Genomic DNA, 18,928 nt, shown 5'->3' on the forward strand with positions numbered 1-18,928 from the left:
GTTGCCCGGCACCTCCCGCGTCACCGCACGCGGCATCGGACTGCTCGCCGCCGCCGTGGTCCTGCTCACCCTCGGTTTCCGGTACGGCTACCCCGACCTGGCCCTGCTCGGCGCCGCCGCCGGCCTGGCGCTGCTGGCCGCCGTCGGGTTCGCGTTCTGGCGCCCGCGTCTCGGCGTGACCCGGGTCGCCGACCCCGACCGGGTCGCCCGTGGCGAGCCCGCCAACGTCACCCTCACCGTCAGCAACACCAGCCGGGTGCGGGCGGCCACCCTGATCGCCACCGACCGGTGCGGCGCCACCTCCGTCGAGGTGCCGTTGCTGCGGCTGCGCCCGGGTACGGACACGGTCACGACCTACCCGGTGCCGACCCACCGGCGCGGGCTCGTGCCGATCGGCCCACTGCACGTCACCCGCCGTGACCCGCTCGGGCTGATCACCCTCGCCCGGGGGTACGGCGGAACGACGGTGGTCCGCGTCCACCCGAAGATCCACCCGCTGCGGGCGGTTCCGGCCGGGCTCACCCGCAGTCTCGACGGCCATGCCGACAAGGTCCCGCAGGGCAGCATCACCTTCGACACGCTGCGCGAGTACGTTCCCGGCGACGAGCTGCGGCGGGTGCACTGGCGCAGCAGCGCGAAGGTCGGCGAGCTGATGGTCCGCGAACAGCTCGACACCGCCGAACCGACGATCGTGGTGCTCCTCGACGACCGGAGGTCCGCCCACCACGGGGACAGTTTCGAGGACGCGTGCGAGGCGGCGGCGTCCATCGTGGTCGCCGCCGTCCGCGAGGACCTGCCGGTCAGCCTGCACCTGGTCGGCGCGACCATCGGCGGGCCGCATCTGGACGTGCTCACCGAGGCGGTGCTCGGCGAGGGGGATCTGGCGGCGACGTTGCGGCGGTTGCGGGCGCAGAAGCTGGGGGACACGCTGATCTTCCTGACCGGGCCGGGCGGACGGGCCGACCTCGGGGCCGTCACGGGGCTGCGTACGGCGTACCCCGTAGCTCTCGCCGGCATCCTCGGCGACCGCGACTCGTCGCCCGCCGCACCCACCGACCGCCTGCTGGTCATCGAGGCCGCCGACGGCGCCGAGTTCGCCGCCGCCTGGGACGGGGTCCGCGGATGGTGACGCGGGTGCTGCGCGGTGCGGTGGTGCCCGTGGCGCTGACCGGGATGCTGCTGCTGGCCGGCGCCGTGCTCGGCCGGATCTTCGCCGACGATCTGCTGTTCCGGCTGGTCGCGGGCGCGGCGATCGGCTCGGTCGGCGTCGGCGTGGCGGCCCGGCGGCTGCCGTCGTGGGCGGTCGCGCCGATCTCCACCGTGCTGCTCGGCGGATACACCGCACTGGCCCTGCACCTCGCCGCCGGTGACGCCGGGCTCACCGCGGACGTCGCCCGGGACGCCCTCGCCAACGGCATCCCACGCCTGCTCACCGCCATGATCCCGGTCGAGGCGACGCCGGACACCATCGTGATCGCCGTCGCCGCCACCTGGGTCGCCGGGCTCGCCGCGACCGAGATCGCGGTGCGCGGCGGGCGGGTGCTGTTCGGGTTCCTGCCGCCGGTGCTGGTCTACGGGGGCGCGCTGTACGTGGTCGGGCCGAACGCCTCGGCCGCCGCCGGGTACACCCTCGCCTTCGCGGGCCTGGCCGTGGCCGCGCTCACCGTGTCGTCCGGAACCGCCGTCAGCACCCACGCGGCGGTGCGGGTGCGGGCGCTCGGCGGCGCGGCGGCGAGCCTGGTGGTGCTGCTCGGGCTGATCGCGGCGGCCGGGCCCTGGGTGGGCGGTCACGTCACGGTCACCCCGGTCGACCCCCGGCGGTACGTGCAACCACCGCGCGTGGACAGCCTCGACGAGAGTCCCCTGAACCGGATCTCCGGATGGGCCCTCGACCCGAAGGAACGGCTCCTCGAGTACCGCCCCGGCGCTGCCCCTTCGCCGAAATCGGGTTCCCGTACCGTACGGCTGCGCCTCGCCGTCCTCTCCGACTACGACGGGGTCACCTGGCGGGTCGGCGGGACCTACCGCAACGCCGGCCGGGTGCTGCCGCCCGCCGACGTGCCGTCCGGGGCCACCGTCTCCGAGACCGAGCACCGGATCACCATCACCGGGCTGACCGGGCGGCTGCTTCCCGCCGTACCCACACCGACCCGGATCACCGGCGTGCGCGTCGCCTACGACGCCGTCTCCGGCACCCTGATCCGCCCGGAAAGCCTCCAGAACGGGCTGCGCTACACCGCGATCTCCCAGGTCCAGGCACCTGACCTGAACCTGCTGCCGGTCGCCGACGTCCCCTCCGGTGATCTGGTCGCCCGCTATCTGAGCCCCGGCGCCGACCCGCCCGAACAGATCAAGAAGCTCGCCGACCATCTCGCCGAGGACACCGGGGCGCCGTACGACCGGGCCGTCGCGATCCAGGACTTCCTCGCCGAGCACTACCGGCAGGTCGCCGACGCGCCCAGCGGCCACGCCTACCCGAACCTCGGCCACTTCCTGTTCGGCCGCCGCGACCTGGGCGGGCAGAAGGGCACGTCGGAACAGTTCGCGGCGGCGTTCGCGGTGCTCGCCCGGCTCAACAGCCTGCCCAGCCGGGTCGTCGTCGGGTTCGTCGCCCCGGCCGCCGGTGGCGCGGTCACCGCCGGGGACGCCCTCGCCTGGCCCGAGGTCTACTTCAACGATCTGGGCTGGGTCGCGTTCAACCCACTGCCCAAGAGCGATCAGGTACGGCCGGTCGAGCAGGACTTCACCCCTCCGCCACCGACGCCTACCCCCTCCCCGTCGAACCCGCCGGCCGCCGCGCCGGCCGGATCGTCCGCGCCGCCCGCGGACGTCGCCGCCCCTTCCGCCGCCGCGGGCCCGTCCACCGTCCTGATCGCCTCCGGAACGTCGGGAACCGTCCTGCTGCTCCTGGCAGCCGCGGCCGCCGGCGTCGCCGGGCTGCGCGGCGCCCAGCGGCGGCGCCGCCTCACCACCGGCGATCCGGCCCAGCGGATCACCGGCGCGTGGCTGGAGTTCACCGACACGATGCGCCTGGCCGGCCGCCCGGTCCCGCCTCACCTGTCGGCGACCGAGGCGGCCGGCCACGCCGCCGTCCTCCCGCCACCCCCGAGACGGACCGTTCTCCTCCGCCGAGCCGTCCCCTCACCCGCCACCTCCCCGAACAACGCCGCCGCCGACCGGTTTCCCGGTGCCGGGAGCGACGCTGCTGGTAGTGGCTCGGGGGGTGGTGCTACCGGCACCGAGGCCGGCTCGGGGGTAGCCGAAACGGGCGGTGAACCGCTCCCGCCGCTGAATGCGCTGGTGGACGCGGTCAACACGGTTGGGTTCGCTCCGGAGGCCGCCGACGCGGGACAGGCGGACCGGGCGGGGGAGCAGGTGGTGGCTTACGCGACCGCGGTACGGGCCCGGCGGTCCTGGTGGCGGCGGATCTGGTGGAACGTACGGCCGGGGCCGCTGCGCTGGAACCGACCCCGATGACCGTTCTCGGACAGCTCGAGACGAGGTTCCGGATCGGCGTGCTGTGCGTCGGCGACGACGAGGCGATCGACGAATCGGGAGACCGGCTGGACCCCGGCCCCGCCCTGATCATCCTCAAGACCCGGAACCCCACCGTCATCCGGGTCGCCGCCACCGACATCGACGATCCCGCCGGCCCCGCCGTCTTCGACGGCACGATCCACGTCACCAGCGGCCTGCTCCGCGTCGGCGGCGTCCTCGACGACTCCGCCCTGTGGATCGCCGTCCCACCCGGCGACCTCCCGGTCCGCCTGCACGTCACCGCCACCGACCCCGGCCCCTCCGCCGACCGCGTCGACGTCGTCCTCCCCACCCTCTGACCCCCAGCCGTCGCCCACACCGGTTACAGCAGGCGGATCGGATGTCTGGCGTACGGCTGGTGTCCGGTTTGCGGTCGGGGCGGGTCGTGGGCCGTCGCTCAGGCCGGCTATGGCGGGTGGTTGGGGTGTCTGGCGTACGGCTGGCGCCCGGGTTGCGGTCGGGGCGGGTTGTCGGCCGCCGCTCAGGCCGGTTACCGGTTGCGGGTGGGCGGGCTGGTGTACGGCTGGCGGTTTGTCCGGCTGGTTGTCATGGCTGTCTCCGGGCGGGCGAGACAGCCATGACAACCAGCCGGGGGTGACCGGGACGGGCATGCATGAGCCGCGCCCGCGGGACGGTCCGGAGGGGACGCCGCGAGTCACGGGATCTTCGGTGGCCCGTACCGGAGAAGGGGTCAGGAAAGGGCGGCGGGGGTGATGCGGGCCCGTCCGAGTTCCGGCCCGACCGCGAGGCGGGCGCCGGGTTTGCGGCCGTGGCCCCAGCCGATCTCCCGGCGGTAGCTGCCCAGCAGTCCGGAAGCGGCCAGGTGGGACTCGTCGCGCAGGGGTGAGCCGTCGGGGACCGGATGGGTCTGCGGGGCCACGAACAGGGCGTCGGCGGGGCAGTGCGCCTCGCACATGAAGCACGTCTGGCAGTCGGTCTGACGGGCGATCACCGGGATGCCGCCGGGGCCGGCGTCGAAGACGTTCGTCGGGCATACCGCGATGCAGACGTCGCAGCTCACACAGCGGGACGCGGAGACCAGTTCGATCATCAGGCCACCGCCAGGTCACGGCCGGTGACCGCCTCGGGGCGGGTCCACAGGGTGTCGAGTCCGCCGACGGTGAGGCGGTGGTACTGGTTCGGGTCGAGGTCCGGGAACTCCTCGCGACGGGCCATGCCACGGCTTTCGGTACGGGCCAGCGCGCTCGTGTACATCCACCGGGCATGCGCCACCATCGCCGCGGCCTGCCGCAGACCGGGCAGGTCACCGCCGGTCGCCCGGGCCCCGCCGCGCAGCGCGTCCCAGACGGTGTCGAGTTCGGCCAGCGCGGGCCGGAGCCGGGAGCCGTTCCGCAGATAGTTCTTGTCGTACGGATGCACCTCCCGCTTGATCACTTCGAGGGCTTCCGCACGGCCGATGCCCGGCCGCGCATCAGCGGAAACGGAAGCGGAGGTGAGACGGCGGCGAGAGGCGGCGGTCCCGAGACCGGCGGCGAACGCGGCGGCGCCCCGGCCGGCGAACGTGCCGGAGGACATCGCCCACGCCGAGTTGTGGCTGCCGCCGCCGGTGAAGGCGCCGCACACCAGCTCACGGGTGGCGGCGTCGCCGGCGGCGTACAGGCCGGGGACCGTGGTGGCGCAGTCGTCGGCGACGATCCGGATGCCGCCGGTGCCGCGGACCGTGCCCTCCAGCAGCAGCGTCACCGGGAACCGGTCGGTGAACGGGTCGATGCCGAGCCGGTCGAACGGCAGGAAGAAGTTCGGCTGCCCGAGCCGCATCTGCCGCTGCTGGTCCGCGTCGGCCTGGTCGAGGCGGCACAGCACGGTCCCGGACCGCAGCAGCTCGGCGGCGATCACCGACCGTCCACCCTGGCTGCCGGCGCCTTCGAGCGGGCTGCCGTCGGCGCGGAAGAACGTGGCGAAGCTGTAGTACGCCGTCTTGGTGACCGAGGTGAAGGCGGGCGCGATCCCGTACGCGTTGGAGAACTCCATCCCGGACATCTCCGCCCCGGCCTCCGCCGCGAACAGCGCCCCGTCCCCGGTGGCGACGTCGCAGCCGAGCGCCTTGCTGAGGAACGCGCAGCCGCCGGTCGCCAGGATCACGGCGCCGGCCCGGACCCGGTAGTCGCTGTCGTGCTGCCGCCGGTGCCCGCGCACGCCGGCGACCGCGCCGACGCCGTCGACCAGGAGTTCGGTGACCGGGCTGTGGTCGAGGATCCGGACCCCCTTGCGCTTGATCCACGAGCGCATCCGGCGCATGTACTCCGGGCCTTGGACGCCCCGCTGGTAGGGGACGCCGTCGACGATCGGGAACGGGTACCGGGCCTCGGTTCCGAGGCGGTTCATGTTCTGGTACGTCTGGTCCAGCACCCGGGCCATCCAGCGCCGGTCCTGCAGGAACCCGCCGAGGGCCTCGCGGCTGGCCATGGCCTTCTCGCGTTCGGCCGGATCGGGCTGGGTGTACCAGACGCCGGTGCCGCCGGAGGCGGTCGGCCCGCTGGTGCCGCAGTACCCCTTGTCCAGCAGGATCACGTCGGCGCCGGCTTCGGCGGCGGTCAGCGCGGCCCAGGTGCCGGCCGGCCCGCCACCGGCGACGACGACGTCCGCGGTGAGATCGAGAGTGGATGACGACATGCTGGCTCCTTCACGATCCTGCAGATGCAGGAGGAATGACCCGAGCGTTATTCCTCAAATCCTATCTGTCAACTAGGTGATCAGGTGATGGGACGAGCCCGCCGGGGCGGCCGGGAAGCGACTGGGGGGCCGGCCGCCCCGGCGGGAGCTGAGGATCGGTCACGCGCCTGGTGAGTGCGAGAGCGATTTCTTCCCTAGGCACGGATCTTGGAAGCCGGCGGTTGCCCCGCGGGCCCAGACTTAAGCCTCCCTTAAGGAATCCGCCTCCGGAACAGCGCTCTCAGGACGGCCAGCGCCGCGGCCCGCCGGGACGACCGGCGGGACCAGACGGCCGGCAGCACCACCCCTCCGAACAGAAGAGCGGTCAGCACGGCGGCGAACAGGATCAAGGGTTCGGGAAGCAGCTGAAGCATCGTCATGACGACCACGATCCGGTCCCGCCCGGGTGTCCGGCGACGGCCCCGGACGCACTCCGGACAAGATCCGGACAGTCCCGGTCCCGATCTTTCCTTAGCATTCATGGATGAACGTGACAGCCGCGCACCGGTTCGCCGCGAAGCTGACCGAACTCCGGGCGCGTTCGGGCAACCCGTCGGTGCGTGAGCTGGAACGCCACATGCCATTCGCCCGGTCGACCATCAGCGACAACCTGAGCGGCAGGTCGCTACCCTCGTGGGAGTTCGTCGAGGCGTTCGTCAGGGCCTGCGGCCACACGGCGGGCAGCACCGAGGAGAGTCTCCACCTCACCCGGTGGCGCGAGGCTCTGCGCCAGGCCAAGGGCATCGCGGCGGCGGCGCCGGACCGGGATTTCCCGCGGGTGCGGGAGGCCTACCTGGAGCGGATCCGGCGCCGGTACGGTTACGCCGAGCTGGGCGCGCTCACACCCGGTGGCGATCCGGCCAGGCCCGGTCTGATTCCGCTGCGGGAGATCTTCGTGCCCCCGGAGGTCCGCGCCGACCCGCCACCGGTCGAGCTTCCGCGGGAGCTCGTCAGACGTCTCGTCGACCGGGGCGAGATCCGCCATGGAGACCTGCCACCCGGTATCGACGCCGAGACCCTCGACCACATCCGCCGGTCCCATCACGGGAAACCGGCCCGTCCCGTCCTCGACGTGATCGCCGACGACACCCGGCACGGCCTGGTGCTGCTGGGCGACCCCGGCGCCGGCAAGTCCACCGTCGCGCGCTATCTGACTCTCACCCTCGCGGAGACGGGTGACGAGGGCGAGCTCCCGGTTCTCGTGGAGCTGCGCGCCTACACCGATGCCCACTGGCGGACCGGCACCCTGCTCGACCTGATCGAGCGGCTCGGCGAGGCGGGCGGTCACGGCCTGCCCCGGACCGTCCTGGAAGGCTATCTCCGAGCCGGCGGCCGGGCCGTCGTGATCTTCGACGGTCTGGACGAGATCTTCGATCCCCGGCTGCGCGAGGAGGTCGCCGACGAGATCGCCGGCCTCGCGGCACGCTTTCCCAGCGCCCGCGTCGTCGTCACCTCGCGGGTGATCGGCTACCAGCGCTCCGTCTTCGACCGCGAGGGGTTCCGCACCTATCTTCTCCAGGATCTGGACCGTCCGCGTATCGAGCGGTTCCTCACCGGCTGGTACCGTCTGGCCGCCGGGGACCGTCCGGGTGAGGCGGACCGTCTGCGGGATCGGCTGCTGGTGGCGATGGACGGGGTGGCAGCCGTCCGGGAACTCGCCGGCAACCCGCTGCTGCTGACGATCATGGCGCTGCTCGGGCGCAAGCGGGACCTGCCGCGTGACCGGCGTGACGTCTACGAGCACGCGGTCGGGGTGCTGGCCGCCCAGTGGGACCCCAGCCGCCACCTCCGCGACGAACGGCACACCCGGGAACACGCCGACCTGGACGTGCACGACCGCCTCGCGCTGCTGCGCCGGATCGCCTGGCGAATGCAGGAGGCGCCGGCCGGTCTGGCCGGCAACCACCTGCTGGATCACGACCTGATCGATGAGGTGGCCGGTTTCCTGCGCAGCGAGCACGGCCTGCCGCCGGGCCGGGCCAAGGCGGTGGCCAGGGCGATCACCGACGAGTTCCGCACCCGCAATTTCATCCTCAGCCACTACGGCGCCGGCGTACACGGCTTCGTCCACCGGGCGTTCCTCGAATACCTGACCGCGGCCGCCATCGTGGACCGCGTCGCGGCCGGCGCCGACGATCTTCTCCAGGTGTACGCCCGGCGCTGGCCCGATCCCGCCTGGGAAGAGACCCTCGTCCTGCTCGCCGGGATGGTTGATACCGCCCGGTCCGGCCGGATCGTCGACCACCTGCTGACGGCGGATCCCCTCTGGTTCCTGGGCCCGCGCCGGCCCGGGACCGACCTGTTCGGCGCCTCCGATGCCCGGAACATCCTGACCGCGCTCCGCAGCCTCAACGAGGTCCGTGACCTGGCGGCGCTTCCGCAGCAGTGCTCGGCAGCGGTGAACGTGGTGATCAACATGCTGGAGCACATCGCGGAACAGCGGGTGCTTGCCGGCGCGCCGTTTCCGCGACGGCTGGCGGAGACCGCCGCGCCGATCCTGGCCCGGATCGGAAGCCACCATCCACAGATCCGCTCGCGCTACCGCGACTGGTACCTGATGCGCGGCCGGTTCCTGCGGATACCCCTGCAGGGTGAGGACTTCATCGACGTCGACGTGCCGCCGGCCGCGCAGACCGGCGCCGAGCTGCTGCGCCACGACGAGGAGTTCACCGCCGTTCTGGACGGGCTCGTCCGGTTCGGCGATCTGCCGGCGCTCCGTGACGACGTGCTGGAGGCGCTCGCGCGGGGACGTCCGGGCGACCCGGCGGTCCTCGCATCGTTCTGTGACATCGCCGAGCATGATCCGCTCGGGCCTGCCCGCCGCGGCATGGTGCAGGGCGTCGCGACGGCGGCGAGGCCGGCGGGCGCCGCCTGGGACTGGGTGCAAGCGCGCCTTGCCGACGACGACCCCTTTCTCCGCGGCGGCGCCGTGGCCGCGTTCGGGTACCGATGGCGGGCCCATCCGGATGCGCTGCCGATCGTGTGCCGGGTGGCGGCCACCGACCGGGACTCGTCGGTCAGATCAGCGGCGATCCGCGTCCTGTCGCACAGCTGGCCGGGCGATCCGCGGGCCGGGACGGCACTTCGTGAGATCGCCCGGTCCGACCCCGAGCCGAGTGTGCGCATCGACGCCGCGGACCGGCTGATCGGCCCCTGGTCCGCCGAACCGGAGACGGTGTCCGTGTTGCGTCAGGTGGTGAAGGATCGAGCGTTGCCGCGCGGTTTCCGGAGCAGACTGAGGCAGGAGCTCGCCGGTGTGACGACCGCCGCTCCGGTGGCCCGCGAGCTCCCGGAACGTCCCGCCGATCCCCGGCGGATCAGGCTGGACGCGGTCGTCGGGGCCGCCGCGGGAGCGGACCTGTCGCGGGAGCGCGCCGTGACCGCGACGCCGGAGGACCGGATCGCGATCGTCCGTGCGCTGGCCGTCGGCTGGGCCGGCGACCCGGCCCTGCTGCCGTGGCTCTGCGACCTTGCCCGGACGACCACCGACGATCGGCTCACCGCGACGATCCTCTGGACCGTCGCGACGACCTGGCCGGGCCGGCCGGAGCAGGCGGAGCTGATGCGCGATGTGCTGGCCGGCGACTTCCCCGCCGAGGTCCGGGACACCGCGATGATGCTGCTCGCCGCCGGTGGCCGCGATGATCCGGCCGTCCCCGAGCTGCTGCGGAAGCTCACCGGAGCCGAGGACGGCCACGTGCGGTCCCGGGCCGTCGAACTGCTGGGGACCGGATGGCCCCGCGACCCGGAGATCGTCGCGCTGGTCCGCTCCTTCGCGGAGACCGACGGCGACGACGTCGTCCGCTACGCCGCACTTCGAACCCTGTTGCTCGCCCGCCGCCCGGACCGGGCGACGCTGGAGTTGCTGCACCGGATGGCGGCCGCCGACATCGATCCGCGGATGCGGCGGTTCGCTCTCGAACACCTGACCCTCGGCTGGCACGACGACCCGGCGACGCTTGCGCTGGTACGACGGCAGGCGGTGCACGGCGAGACCGGCGACGACCGGGCAGCGGCGGTGCAGGCGCTGGCCGGTGGCTGGCGGGGCGACCCGGCGACCCGGGAGCTGCTGCAGGGGTTCGTGGCGCAGGGGGAGGAGACCGATCCGGAGCGCTGGAGAGCGGCGGTCCGTGCGCTTGCGGAGCGGTGGCCGTACGACGAGGAGATCGCCGGCCTCGCCGGCCGCATCGCGGCGGACGAGGAGTGGTGAGGGAATAGGGTCGTGGGGGAGGGGATTGGCAGGGTTATGACCGACGCTGAGTTCGATCCTCGTGAATTGCTGGCCGCGAGCCGCATCGGGGTTCTCGCCACCATCAAGGCCAACGGGCTGCCGCAGTTGTCGCCGGTGACGCCCTATTACGACCGCGACGCCGAAGAGATCCTGGTGTCCGTGACGGAGGGCCGGGCCAAGACCGCCAACCTGCGCCGGGATCCGCGCGCCGCGCTCGAGGTGACCAGCGCCGACGGGTGGGCCTGGGCGACCGCCGAGGGCGATGTGACGCTGATCGGGCCGGGCGCCGACCCGGACGGGCCGGAGGTGGAGGCGCTCGTCGACTACTACCGGCGGGCGGCCGGCGAGCACCCGGACTGGCAGGAGTACCGGCAGGTGATGGTCGCCGACCGGCGGGTGCTGCTGAAGCTGAAGGTCACGCACGTGTACGGGTCGAAGCTGCGCTAGATATTGCGTTGTGGCCGGGCCGGGCCGTTTGCCATGCTCGGTCCGGCCCCGGCGGCTTCAGAAGCAGGCGTTTACGCAGCGGGCGCACTGGCGATCAAACCGAGCTGGTTCGCTGCCATCATCCGCGACCGATCCTTCACATCGGAACCGCTACGGGGCCACCCTTTCTTTTCTCGCAACAGAGGTGTGGCATGTCCAACGAGGTGATCATTCGCAGCGGATTCCGTGGCCTGCGATACGTCGACGGCCGGTACGACCAGGTCCTGGAGCCCGGCCGGTATACGATCCCGCGCCGCCGGCTCCCGTGGCAGCGGGTGGCCACGGTCGAGATCGTGCAGGTCGATCTGCGCGAGCGTGAGCTGAACATCAAGGGCCAGGAGATCCTGACGGCCGACAAGGTCGCGGTACGGGTCAACATCATCACGCATTTCCGGGTGACCGACCCGGTCGCCGCGGTGGAGCGGGTCGCCGACTACGCCGACCGGGTCTACAGCGACGTGCAGCTCGCGGCCCGCCGGTCGCTCGCCTCGATGACCCTGGAGGCCATCCTCACCAACCGCAACCAGCTCTCCGAGGACATCCTGCGCGACGTCGAGGGCGTTTCCGCGGGGTACGGCGTGGAGATCATCCGGGCGGACGTGAAGGACCTGGTGTTCCCGGGCAACCTGCAGGACGTGATGAACCGGGTGCTGACCGCCCAGCGGTTGGCGGAGGCGCAGATGGTCGAGGCACGGACCAAGGCCGACCGGGAGAGCCTGGAGGCGGCGTCCCGCGCGGACGCGGCCCGGCTGGCGGCCGAGGCGGACGCCGCGGCGAAGCGGATCCGGGCGGACGCCGAGGTGGACGCGCTCCGCCGGCTGGCCGAGGCCGCCGAGGCGTACGCCGCGCACCCGGCCCTGCTGCGACTGCGCGAGCTGGAGACCCTGGGCGCGCTCGGCGCCAACGCGTCGGCCCGGCTGTACATCGGCTTCGACAAGCACGTCGCCGACTGACGGCCCGGACAAGACCTCAACCCGGCGATGGCGCGACCGATCTGTCAGGTCGCGCCATCACTCATGTCCGGACTGCGGAGGTCTCATTTCATGCGTCTCGTCCCGCTGCTGCGCCGGCGCCGTACCGCCTTCGCGGCCGGCGCTGTCGCCCTGGTCGCCGCTGTCACAGCGGCGCTGTTCCTCAACACCGGCCCCGCCGCGGCCACTCTGACCAGCCTGAACGGCGCCCCGACCTGTGACTGCGTGGTCAAGGACAGCAGCACCGGCAAGTACCGGGCGGTCTTCGGGTACGTCAACAACACCGGCACCACCGGCAAGATCGCGGCCGGCGACAACAACAAGCTCGAACTGACCGGCGGGTCGACCTCCACCGACGGCAAGGTGACCACCACCTTCGCGCCGGGCACCCACAAGGCCAGCTTCGCGACCGGCTGGGTCAGCAAGAACACCCAGGTCACCTGGAAGGTCGGCGGCAAGACCGTGGCCGCCCACTGGAACCGCCCCACCTGCGGCAACGACGTCGCGCTGCCGGCCGGCGGCAACGGCTTCGGCCCGATCATCGCGCTGTTCGCGGCCGGTCTGGTCTTCGCGCTCGCCACGGTGGTCCGCAAGCGCCGGGCGGCCCGCCTGTCATGATGCGCAGCGTGCTGGCGGTCGGGGCGCACCCCGACGACATCGAGCTCGGTTGCGGCGGCGCGCTCGCCGCCCACCGGGCCGCCGGGGACGCGGTGACCATGCTGGTGGTCACCGGTGGCCAGAACGGACCGGGCGCCATCGCCGGCCGCCGCCGCGAGGCCGAGGCGGCCGCCCGCAGCCTGGACTGCCTGCTGCTCTGGGGCAGCCTCCAGGACTGCGCGGTGACCGCCGACGCCGCCACGATCGCCCTGATCGAACGGGCGATCGCCGAGTCGGAGGCCGACGTCGTGTACGTCCACGCCCCCGACGACTCGCACCAGGACCACCGGGCCGTGGCCGCGGCGACCATCTCCGCGGCCCGGCACTCCCGGCGCGTCCTGCACTACCGCAGCCCGTCCACCACCCGGTTCGAGCCGACGGTGTTCGTCGACATCTCCGCCCACCTGGACCGCAAGATCGCGGCGCTGTCGTGTCACAGCAGCCAGGTGGAGAACTCGGCGATGGTCGACCCGGAGGTGGTGGCGGCGAGCGCCCGGCACTTCGGGGCGCAGGCGCGGGTGCGGTACGCGGAGGCGTTCGTCCCGGGCCGGTTCGTGTGGGATCTGGCCGCCCCCCTTGCGCTAGCCGATATGCCCGATTTCTCCGCGATGAAGATAAGAGCGGCGGCGTGACCCGGCGGGGGCGCCGCCGGGCGGTGTCCCCGCACCACCGCCGCGGCCTTCTCATGCATCTGGTCGTCTTCGGGATCACGGCGGCGGCGTTCGGGCTGGACGCCACCCTCGGCGGGATCGCGACCGTACTCAACGTGGTGTTCCTGCTGTTCTTCTTCCGGCACCTCGGGTTCGCGGTGTCGGCGGCCCGCTGGGCCGAACGGGACCTGGACGCCCCGCTGGTCGGCGCGGAGAACTTCACCCCGCCGGTGGCCGTGCTGGTCGCCTGCAAGGACGAGGAACTGGTGGTCGACGGGATGGTGGCGGCGCTGCTGTCCCTCGACTACCCGCACGCGGCGCTGACCGTGGTGGTCGTGAACGACGCCTCCACCGACGGCACCGGGGACCGGCTGGACGCGTGGGCGGCGGCCGACCCGCGGCTGCGGGTGCTGCACCGGCAGCCGGGCGCGGGCGGCGGCAAGTCGGGGGCGCTCAACGACGCGCTCGCGCTGGTCGACGCCCAGATCGCGGTGATCTTCGACGCCGACCACCAGCCGGAGCCGGACGTGCTGCGGCGGCTGGTGCGCCACTTCCGCGACCCCAGGGTCGGCGCCGTGATGGGCCGCTGCGTGGTCCGGAACGGCGTCGAGTCGGGGCTCGCCTCGACGATCTTCATCGACTACCTGTCCGGCTATCTGGTCAACGAGTACGGGCGGCAGGCGCTTTTCGAGCTTCCGGCGTACGGGGGAGCGAACTGTGCCGTCCGTACCGACCTGATCCGGTCCCTGGGTGGCTGGAACGCGCACACCGTCACCGAGGACACCGACCTCACGCTGCGGCTGCTGCTCGACGGGTGGCGGGTGCGCTACGACCCGTCCGCCGTCGACTTCGAGGAGGCGGTGCTGTCGTCGCAGCGCTTCTGGAAGCAGCGGTACCGGTGGGCGCGGGGGCATCAGAAGTGCCTGCGCGACTACTGGCGGCCGATTCTGCGTACCCCGCACCTGTCGGTGATGGAGAAGCTCGAGACGATGCTCTTCCTCTGGGTGTACCACGTACCCGTACTCTGCGGTTTAGGTCTGATTCTGATCTTCCTGCGGGCGTGCGGGATCGGTGACCAGTCGGCGATCTCGATGGTGGCGCTGTCGGCGTTGCTGTTCGCCGGCCCGTTCACCGAACTCGCCGTCGGCCTCGTCCTGGGCCGGGTGGAACGCCGCGCGGTCTGGATGCTGATCGGGTTCATCCCGGCGTTCGGCATGTCGATCCTGACGGCGACCAAGGCCTACTTCGACGGCATGTGGGGCACCAGCTACACCTGGTCGAAGACGGCTCGTTCCGGCGCCACCTCGACGCCGGTCCCGCAGTTGGAGACGGCCGCATGACCGCTTTCGATCGCCGCCTGGAAAAGCTTCACCAGAAACGGAAGACCCCTGCGACGGTACGCCGCAGGCAGCTCGTCCTGGCCGAGATGATCGGCGCCGTGATCGCTTGTGTCGGCGGTTACGTCCTGTTCATCGACCCGGTACGCCGTTTCGAGGTCGACCTGACCTCGCGGATCATCGAGTCGATGGGGATCGACCGGATCTCCGGCGCCCTCGGCGACTCGTTCGTCGTGTTCGGCCCCGGCCTGGAACCCGTCGTCGCCGAGATGACCGGCTCCTGCTCGGTGTGGAGCAGTGTGCTGGCCCTGGCCGCGCTCGCCGTCGTCGCGCTCCGGCAGCGGCCGCAGGCGCTCACCGGGTTCCTCGCCGCCGCCGGTTTCGTCCTGGTCGCCAACCAGATCCGGCTGCTCGGCTCCCTGCTGGCCGGCCGCTACTTCGCCGTCGACGCGCTGGTCTTCTTCCACGACTGGATCGGCGCGGTCCTGAACTTCGCCTACACCCTCATCGGACTCCTCATCATGATCGGACTGACGATGTACGACGCGCAGCGCGCCGAGCAGGACCGTGCCGGCCGCCACACCGCCGACCGCCCCGCCGCCTGGGCGCGTCCCGGCCTCGGCCACCGGGTCCCCGTCGACGGCGAGCCCCGCGAGGAGGGTCTGCAGATCGCCGCCGTCGTACACCGGCGGATCCTGCCGAAGGCGATCTCCCGCCGGCTCGCCAAGCGCCGTGAGCAGCGCCGCATCGACTACCGGGTGGGCCACGAGACCCCGGCCCGGCGCGCCGCGATCGTCCGGGAGCTCGCCGCCAAGGGCCTCGGCGTGCACACCGCCACGCTGCTCGCGGTCGCCTCCTACGAGACCGACCCGCTGGTGCTGGACGCGCTCGCCGGCGCGGTCGCGGAACGCCAGTGGGAGCCGGTGGCCGGGGGCGACGTGATCGCGCTGCGGCTGTGGGCCCGCGCCTGGCTGATGCGGGCGCCGCGGGAGCGTACCGTCGCCGAGACCGGCCGCCTCATCGCCGTCACCGGCGCCGGAGGTCCCGCCGGGGTCGCGGTGATCCGCGCCCTGCAGGCCGCCGGCGATCACGTGCTCGCGCTCGACGCCAACCCGGACGCGGTCGGCCTGCGGCTTGCGGGCCGCTCCGCGGTCCTTCCCCGGGCAGACCACGAGGGGTACGCCGCCGCGCTGCTCGCCGCCTTCGACGAGCACCAGCCGGCCGCGCTGATCTGCACCGTCGCCGAGGAGTACGCCGCGATCGCCCCGCTCGTGCCGGTCCTCGACCACATGGGCGTGCGCACCTGGCTGCCCGACCCGGCCGCCGCCGAGATCTGCCTCGACAAGGTCGCCTTCGCCACCACCATGCACGCCGCCGGCGTGCCGCACCCGGCCACCGCCTGGACCGCCGCCACCGCCGGCCAGGTCCCCGGCCCGTGGGTGGTCAAGCCCGCCCGTGGCCGCGGCAGCCGCGACGTGATCATGGTGGACGACCCGGCCGACCTGGCCCACGCGTTCGCCGCGGTGCCCGGCGCGATCGTGCAGACCCGGCTGCCCGGCCGCGAGTTCACCGCCGACGCCCTGATCGGCCGGGACGGCACGCTGCTGGCCTGCGTGCCACGCTGGCGCGACGAGACCCGCGGCGGCATCTCCACCCGCGGCACCACCTTCGAGTCCGTCGCGGTCACCGAGGTGGTGGCGGCGACCCTGCGGGCGGTACGCCACACCGGCCCCGCCAACGTCCAAGGTTTCGTCACCGACACCGGCGAGGTGACGGTGGTCGAGGTCAACCCGCGGTTCTCCGGTGGGCTGCCGCTGACCCTGGCGGCGGGCGCCGACGTGGTCGGAACCTACCTGGCCGGGATCCTGGAGCCGGGGGCGGCGCTGCCGTCGCTCGGTTTCCAGCCGGGCGTGCGGATGGCGCGGCACTTCTCCGAGGTGTACTACGCCGCCGACGGAACGCCGATCCCGGACCCGCTCGACCCCGTCTCCTCCTCGGTCCCGAACTTCCCGTCGGTCTCCTCGCCCACTTCGCGCACCTCGCCGTCCACGCCCTCCTCGCCTGCGGGACATTTCGGACACACAGAGGCCGCCGCCGGTTTTGTGGGGGTGGCCCGATGACGCGGCGGCACGTACTCGTCCCGTTCGGCACCCGGCCGGAGGTCATCAAACTCGCCCCCGTCGTGCACGCTCTGTGCGCCGCCGGGCACCGGGTCACCGCCGTCGACACCGGCCAGCACCAGGACGCCGCGATGAGCGGTGACGTCCAGCGGACCCTCGGACTCGTGCCGGACCTGCGCCTGCCGAAACCGAACGGGCTCGGCGGGCTGGTCACCGCCGCCCTCGGCGTCCTCGCCGCAACGCCCGCCGACCTGGTGATGGCCCTCGGGGACACGCACACCGTACCCGCCTATGCTCTCGCCGCCCGCAACGCCGGAATCCCGTTCGCGCACCTGGAAGCCGGCCTGCGCAGTTTCAACGCGCGCAGCGCGGAAGAGGTCAACCGCCGGGTCGCCGCCGCCACCGCCCAGCTCCACTTCGCACCGACCGCCCGGTCCGCCGGGTTCCTGCAGTCCGAGGGCGTGCCCGCCGAACGGATCTTCGTGGTCGGCAACCCGGTCATCGACACGCTGCGGGACAAGGACGTCACCCCGGTGCCGCCCGCGGACCGCGCCGGCGTCCTGGTCACCGCGCACCGCGCCTCCAACGTCGACGACCCGGACCGCCTGGCCCGTCTCGTCGGCGTGGTCGGCCGGCTCGCCGCGATCGGGCCGGTCCGGTTCCCGGTGCACCCGCGCACCCGCGCCCGCCTGCACGAACACGGCCTGTACGACAGGCTCGCCGGACTGCCCGGAGTGACCTGCGAGGACCCGTTGCCCTACGACGACCTGCTCACCGCCCTCGCGCACGCCCGGGTGGTGGTCACCGACTCCGGCGGGCTGCAGGAGGAGGCGGCCTACCTGGGCGTCCCGGTCGTGGTGCTGCGCCGTTCGACCCCGCGCTGGGAAGGGGTCGAGACCGGCGCGACCGTCCTCACCGGCATCACCAGCGACGACGAGGCGGACCGGGCGGTCGCCGCCGCGCACCGGCTGAGCGGCCCGGGCGAGCTGGCCCGGATCGCGGCGCTGCCCTGCCCGTACGGCGACGGCCACACCGGCCGCCGGGTCGCCGCTGTTCTCGCCGACCCGGCCCTGGAACGCCTGCTGGCACTGGACGAACCCGACCACACCGACGGAACGTTGCCCTTCAGCGTGTGTATTTAGGCCGCTATCCCAACCCCAACTCCCCACGCTGCAGTGCCTCCCGCTCAGCGTGTGGAGTTCGGCCGTTATCCGCGCCTCAACTCCCCACGCTGCAGTGCCTCCCGCTCAGCGTGTGGAGTTCGGCCGTTATTCGCGCCCAAACTTCACACACTGGTTGAGCCTCGAGAAACGTGATCCGCATGAAACCACCGCTCGCCGTCGTCATCGACCTCGATGACACCCTGTTCCCGCAGTGCAGCTACCTGTACGGCGCCGCCCGCGCCGTCGGCCGCGCCGGTGCCGCCGCCGGGCTCGACCCGATCCGGCTCAGCCGTGCCGTACGCCGCCAGCTCCTCGCCGGATCCGACAAGGGCGGCACCATCGACCGGGCGCTGGCCGCCTACGGGATAGGCCCCGACCTGGCCGCCGAGCTGATCCCCACGCTGGTCACGGCGTTCACCACGTACCGCCCGCGCCGGCTGCCCCGCTATCCCGGCGCGCTGCGGGCCCTCACCGCGATCAGCGCCCGCTACCCGGTGGCCTGCCTGACCGACGGCAACCCGGCGATCCAGCGCGCCAAACTCGCCGCCACCGGTCTGGCCGACTCGTTCACCACGATCGTCATCACCGACGAGCTGGGTGGCCGTACCCTGCGCAAACCCCACCCCGAGGGCCTGCGCCAGGCCGCGGAGACGCTCGGCGTGCCCCCGAAGGACCTGGTCATGATCGGCGACCGCCCCGGCAAGGACATGGCGGTCGCGGCGGCCCTGGGCGCCCGCTCGATCCGCGTCCGCACCGGCGAGTACGGCGACGCCCCGAACGACCCCGCCCCGACCGCGTGCGTCCCCGATCTCACCGCCGCCGCGTCCCTTCTCGGCGTCTGAACCTCTGCCACCGACTGCGTCCTGGACCCCACCGCCACCCGCGATCCTGTGCAGCAGGGCACCGGAACGGGTCGCCGCCCGCGATCTTGTGCGGTGCGCACCGGCGTCCCCGGCCCAAGATCGGCAAGGCCGGCGATCTTGGATTCGGAGCACCGGCTTTCCGGATCGAGGCGCACAAGTCCGGGCACGGTATCGATCTTGTGCGCCTCGATCCGGCGCCGAATCCCCGAGATCGGGCAGGCGGCCGCCTGCGCCTGGTCG

General features: G+C 72.8%; 15 protein-coding genes. 12 read left to right on the plus strand and 3 right to left on the minus strand.

The genetic code is table 11. The annotated features are described in order from the left end of the window. Position 1: 1 nt before the first annotated feature. From ACZ3II_RS16205 to ACZ3II_RS16215, 3 genes are read left to right on the plus strand one after another with little or no spacing between them, the layout of a single operon-like run. The gene (locus tag ACZ3II_RS16205) at positions 2–1,129 is read left to right on the plus strand and encodes a DUF58 domain-containing protein (RefSeq protein WP_465518445.1); all 1,128 of its coding nucleotides are present in this window, start codon (positions 2–4) and stop codon (positions 1,127–1,129) included. After that, positions 1,123–3,477, plus strand: coding sequence for a transglutaminase TgpA family protein (locus tag ACZ3II_RS16210; protein ID WP_465518446.1), 2,355 nt, complete (start codon positions 1,123–1,125; stop codon positions 3,475–3,477). Before ACZ3II_RS16205 ends, ACZ3II_RS16210 begins: the two co-directional genes overlap by 7 nt. Continuing rightward, on the plus strand, positions 3,474–3,836 hold the full coding sequence (locus ACZ3II_RS16215; RefSeq protein ID WP_465518447.1) for a hypothetical protein: 363 nt from the start codon (positions 3,474–3,476) through the stop codon (positions 3,834–3,836). Before ACZ3II_RS16210 ends, ACZ3II_RS16215 begins: the two co-directional genes overlap by 4 nt. 392 nt (positions 3,837–4,228) lie before the next feature. On the opposite strand, the gene ACZ3II_RS16220 is transcribed toward ACZ3II_RS16215, so the two are convergent. The 3 genes from ACZ3II_RS16220 to ACZ3II_RS16230 all read right to left on the minus strand — a co-directional run bounded on the left by ACZ3II_RS16220 (position 4,229) and on the right by ACZ3II_RS16230 (position 6,590). Next, positions 4,229–4,588 (minus strand): 4Fe-4S dicluster domain-containing protein, encoded by a 360-nt coding sequence (locus ACZ3II_RS16220; RefSeq protein WP_465518448.1) that lies wholly within the window; start codon positions 4,586–4,588, stop codon positions 4,229–4,231. Then, positions 4,588–6,171, minus strand: coding sequence for an FAD-dependent oxidoreductase (locus tag ACZ3II_RS16225; RefSeq protein WP_465518449.1), 1,584 nt, complete (start codon positions 6,169–6,171; stop codon positions 4,588–4,590). The genes ACZ3II_RS16220 and ACZ3II_RS16225 overlap by 1 nt, the downstream gene beginning before the upstream one ends. Positions 6,172–6,422: 251 nt before the next feature. Beyond that, entirely contained in the window at positions 6,423–6,590 is a 168-nt protein-coding gene (locus ACZ3II_RS16230) for a hypothetical protein (RefSeq protein WP_465518450.1), read from the minus strand. Positions 6,591–6,694: 104 nt separating this feature from the next. Between ACZ3II_RS16230 and ACZ3II_RS16235 the strand changes: the two genes are divergently transcribed. From ACZ3II_RS16235 to ACZ3II_RS16275, 9 genes are all read left to right on the plus strand, one after another. Beyond that, on the plus strand, positions 6,695–10,420 hold the full coding sequence (locus ACZ3II_RS16235; RefSeq protein WP_465518451.1) for a HEAT repeat domain-containing protein: 3,726 nt from the start codon (positions 6,695–6,697) through the stop codon (positions 10,418–10,420). Between the two features lie 36 nt (positions 10,421–10,456). Beyond that, a complete protein-coding gene (locus tag ACZ3II_RS16240) occupies positions 10,457–10,888 on the plus strand; it encodes a PPOX class F420-dependent oxidoreductase (RefSeq protein WP_465518452.1) in 432 nt (143 codons plus the stop codon). 191 nt (positions 10,889–11,079) lie between these two features. Continuing rightward, positions 11,080–11,880: a slipin family protein gene (locus ACZ3II_RS16245; RefSeq protein WP_465518453.1), complete on the plus strand. Its 801-nt coding sequence runs from the start codon at positions 11,080–11,082 to the stop codon at positions 11,878–11,880. Between the two features lie 90 nt (positions 11,881–11,970). Then, positions 11,971–12,516, plus strand: coding sequence for a hypothetical protein (locus ACZ3II_RS16250; protein ID WP_465518454.1), 546 nt, complete (start codon positions 11,971–11,973; stop codon positions 12,514–12,516). Further along, the gene (locus tag ACZ3II_RS16255; protein WP_465518455.1) at positions 12,516–13,187 is read left to right on the plus strand and encodes a PIG-L deacetylase family protein; all 672 of its coding nucleotides are present in this window, start codon (positions 12,516–12,518) and stop codon (positions 13,185–13,187) included. Before ACZ3II_RS16250 ends, ACZ3II_RS16255 begins: the two co-directional genes overlap by 1 nt. Beyond that, positions 13,184–14,545, plus strand: a complete 1,362-nt coding sequence (locus ACZ3II_RS16260; protein ID WP_465518456.1) for a glycosyltransferase family 2 protein — start codon at positions 13,184–13,186, stop codon at positions 14,543–14,545. The genes ACZ3II_RS16255 and ACZ3II_RS16260 overlap by 4 nt, the downstream gene beginning before the upstream one ends. Then, on the plus strand, positions 14,542–16,662 hold the full coding sequence (locus ACZ3II_RS16265; protein ID WP_465518457.1) for an ATP-grasp domain-containing protein: 2,121 nt from the start codon (positions 14,542–14,544) through the stop codon (positions 16,660–16,662). Before ACZ3II_RS16260 ends, ACZ3II_RS16265 begins: the two co-directional genes overlap by 4 nt. Next, entirely contained in the window at positions 16,659–17,804 is a 1,146-nt protein-coding gene (wecB, locus tag ACZ3II_RS16270) for a non-hydrolyzing UDP-N-acetylglucosamine 2-epimerase (RefSeq protein ID WP_465518458.1), read from the plus strand. The genes ACZ3II_RS16265 and wecB overlap by 4 nt, the downstream gene beginning before the upstream one ends. A gap of 179 nt (positions 17,805–17,983) precedes the next feature. Next, a complete protein-coding gene (locus tag ACZ3II_RS16275; protein ID WP_465518459.1) occupies positions 17,984–18,667 on the plus strand; it encodes an HAD family hydrolase in 684 nt (227 codons plus the stop codon). Positions 18,668–18,928 lie beyond the last annotated feature (261 nt).

The organism is Actinoplanes sp. NPDC019969, assembly GCF_055562375.1.

Bases quoted from the DNA above. Each gene is read 5' to 3' on its own strand.
- ACZ3II_RS16210 (WP_465518446.1), top strand. From the start codon at position 1,123: ATGGTGACGCGGGTGCTGCGCGGTGCGGTGGTGCCCGTGGCGCTGACC.
- ACZ3II_RS16215 (WP_465518447.1), top strand. From the start codon at position 3,474: ATGACCGTTCTCGGACAGCTCGAGACGAGGTTCCGGATCGGCGTGCTG.
- ACZ3II_RS16220 (WP_465518448.1), bottom strand. From the start codon at position 4,588: ATGATCGAACTGGTCTCCGCGTCCCGCTGTGTGAGCTGCGACGTCTGC.
- ACZ3II_RS16225 (WP_465518449.1), bottom strand. From the start codon at position 6,171: ATGTCGTCATCCACTCTCGATCTCACCGCGGACGTCGTCGTCGCCGGT.
- ACZ3II_RS16230 (WP_465518450.1), bottom strand. From the start codon at position 6,590: ATGACGATGCTTCAGCTGCTTCCCGAACCCTTGATCCTGTTCGCCGCC.
- ACZ3II_RS16235 (WP_465518451.1), top strand. From the start codon at position 6,695: ATGAACGTGACAGCCGCGCACCGGTTCGCCGCGAAGCTGACCGAACTC.
- ACZ3II_RS16240 (WP_465518452.1), top strand. From the start codon at position 10,457: ATGACCGACGCTGAGTTCGATCCTCGTGAATTGCTGGCCGCGAGCCGC.
- ACZ3II_RS16245 (WP_465518453.1), top strand. From the start codon at position 11,080: ATGTCCAACGAGGTGATCATTCGCAGCGGATTCCGTGGCCTGCGATAC.
- ACZ3II_RS16250 (WP_465518454.1), top strand. From the start codon at position 11,971: ATGCGTCTCGTCCCGCTGCTGCGCCGGCGCCGTACCGCCTTCGCGGCC.
- ACZ3II_RS16255 (WP_465518455.1), top strand. From the start codon at position 12,516: ATGCGCAGCGTGCTGGCGGTCGGGGCGCACCCCGACGACATCGAGCTC.
- ACZ3II_RS16265 (WP_465518457.1), top strand. From the start codon at position 14,542: ATGACCGCTTTCGATCGCCGCCTGGAAAAGCTTCACCAGAAACGGAAG.
- wecB (WP_465518458.1), top strand. From the start codon at position 16,659: ATGACGCGGCGGCACGTACTCGTCCCGTTCGGCACCCGGCCGGAGGTC.
- ACZ3II_RS16275 (WP_465518459.1), top strand. From the start codon at position 17,984: ATGAAACCACCGCTCGCCGTCGTCATCGACCTCGATGACACCCTGTTC.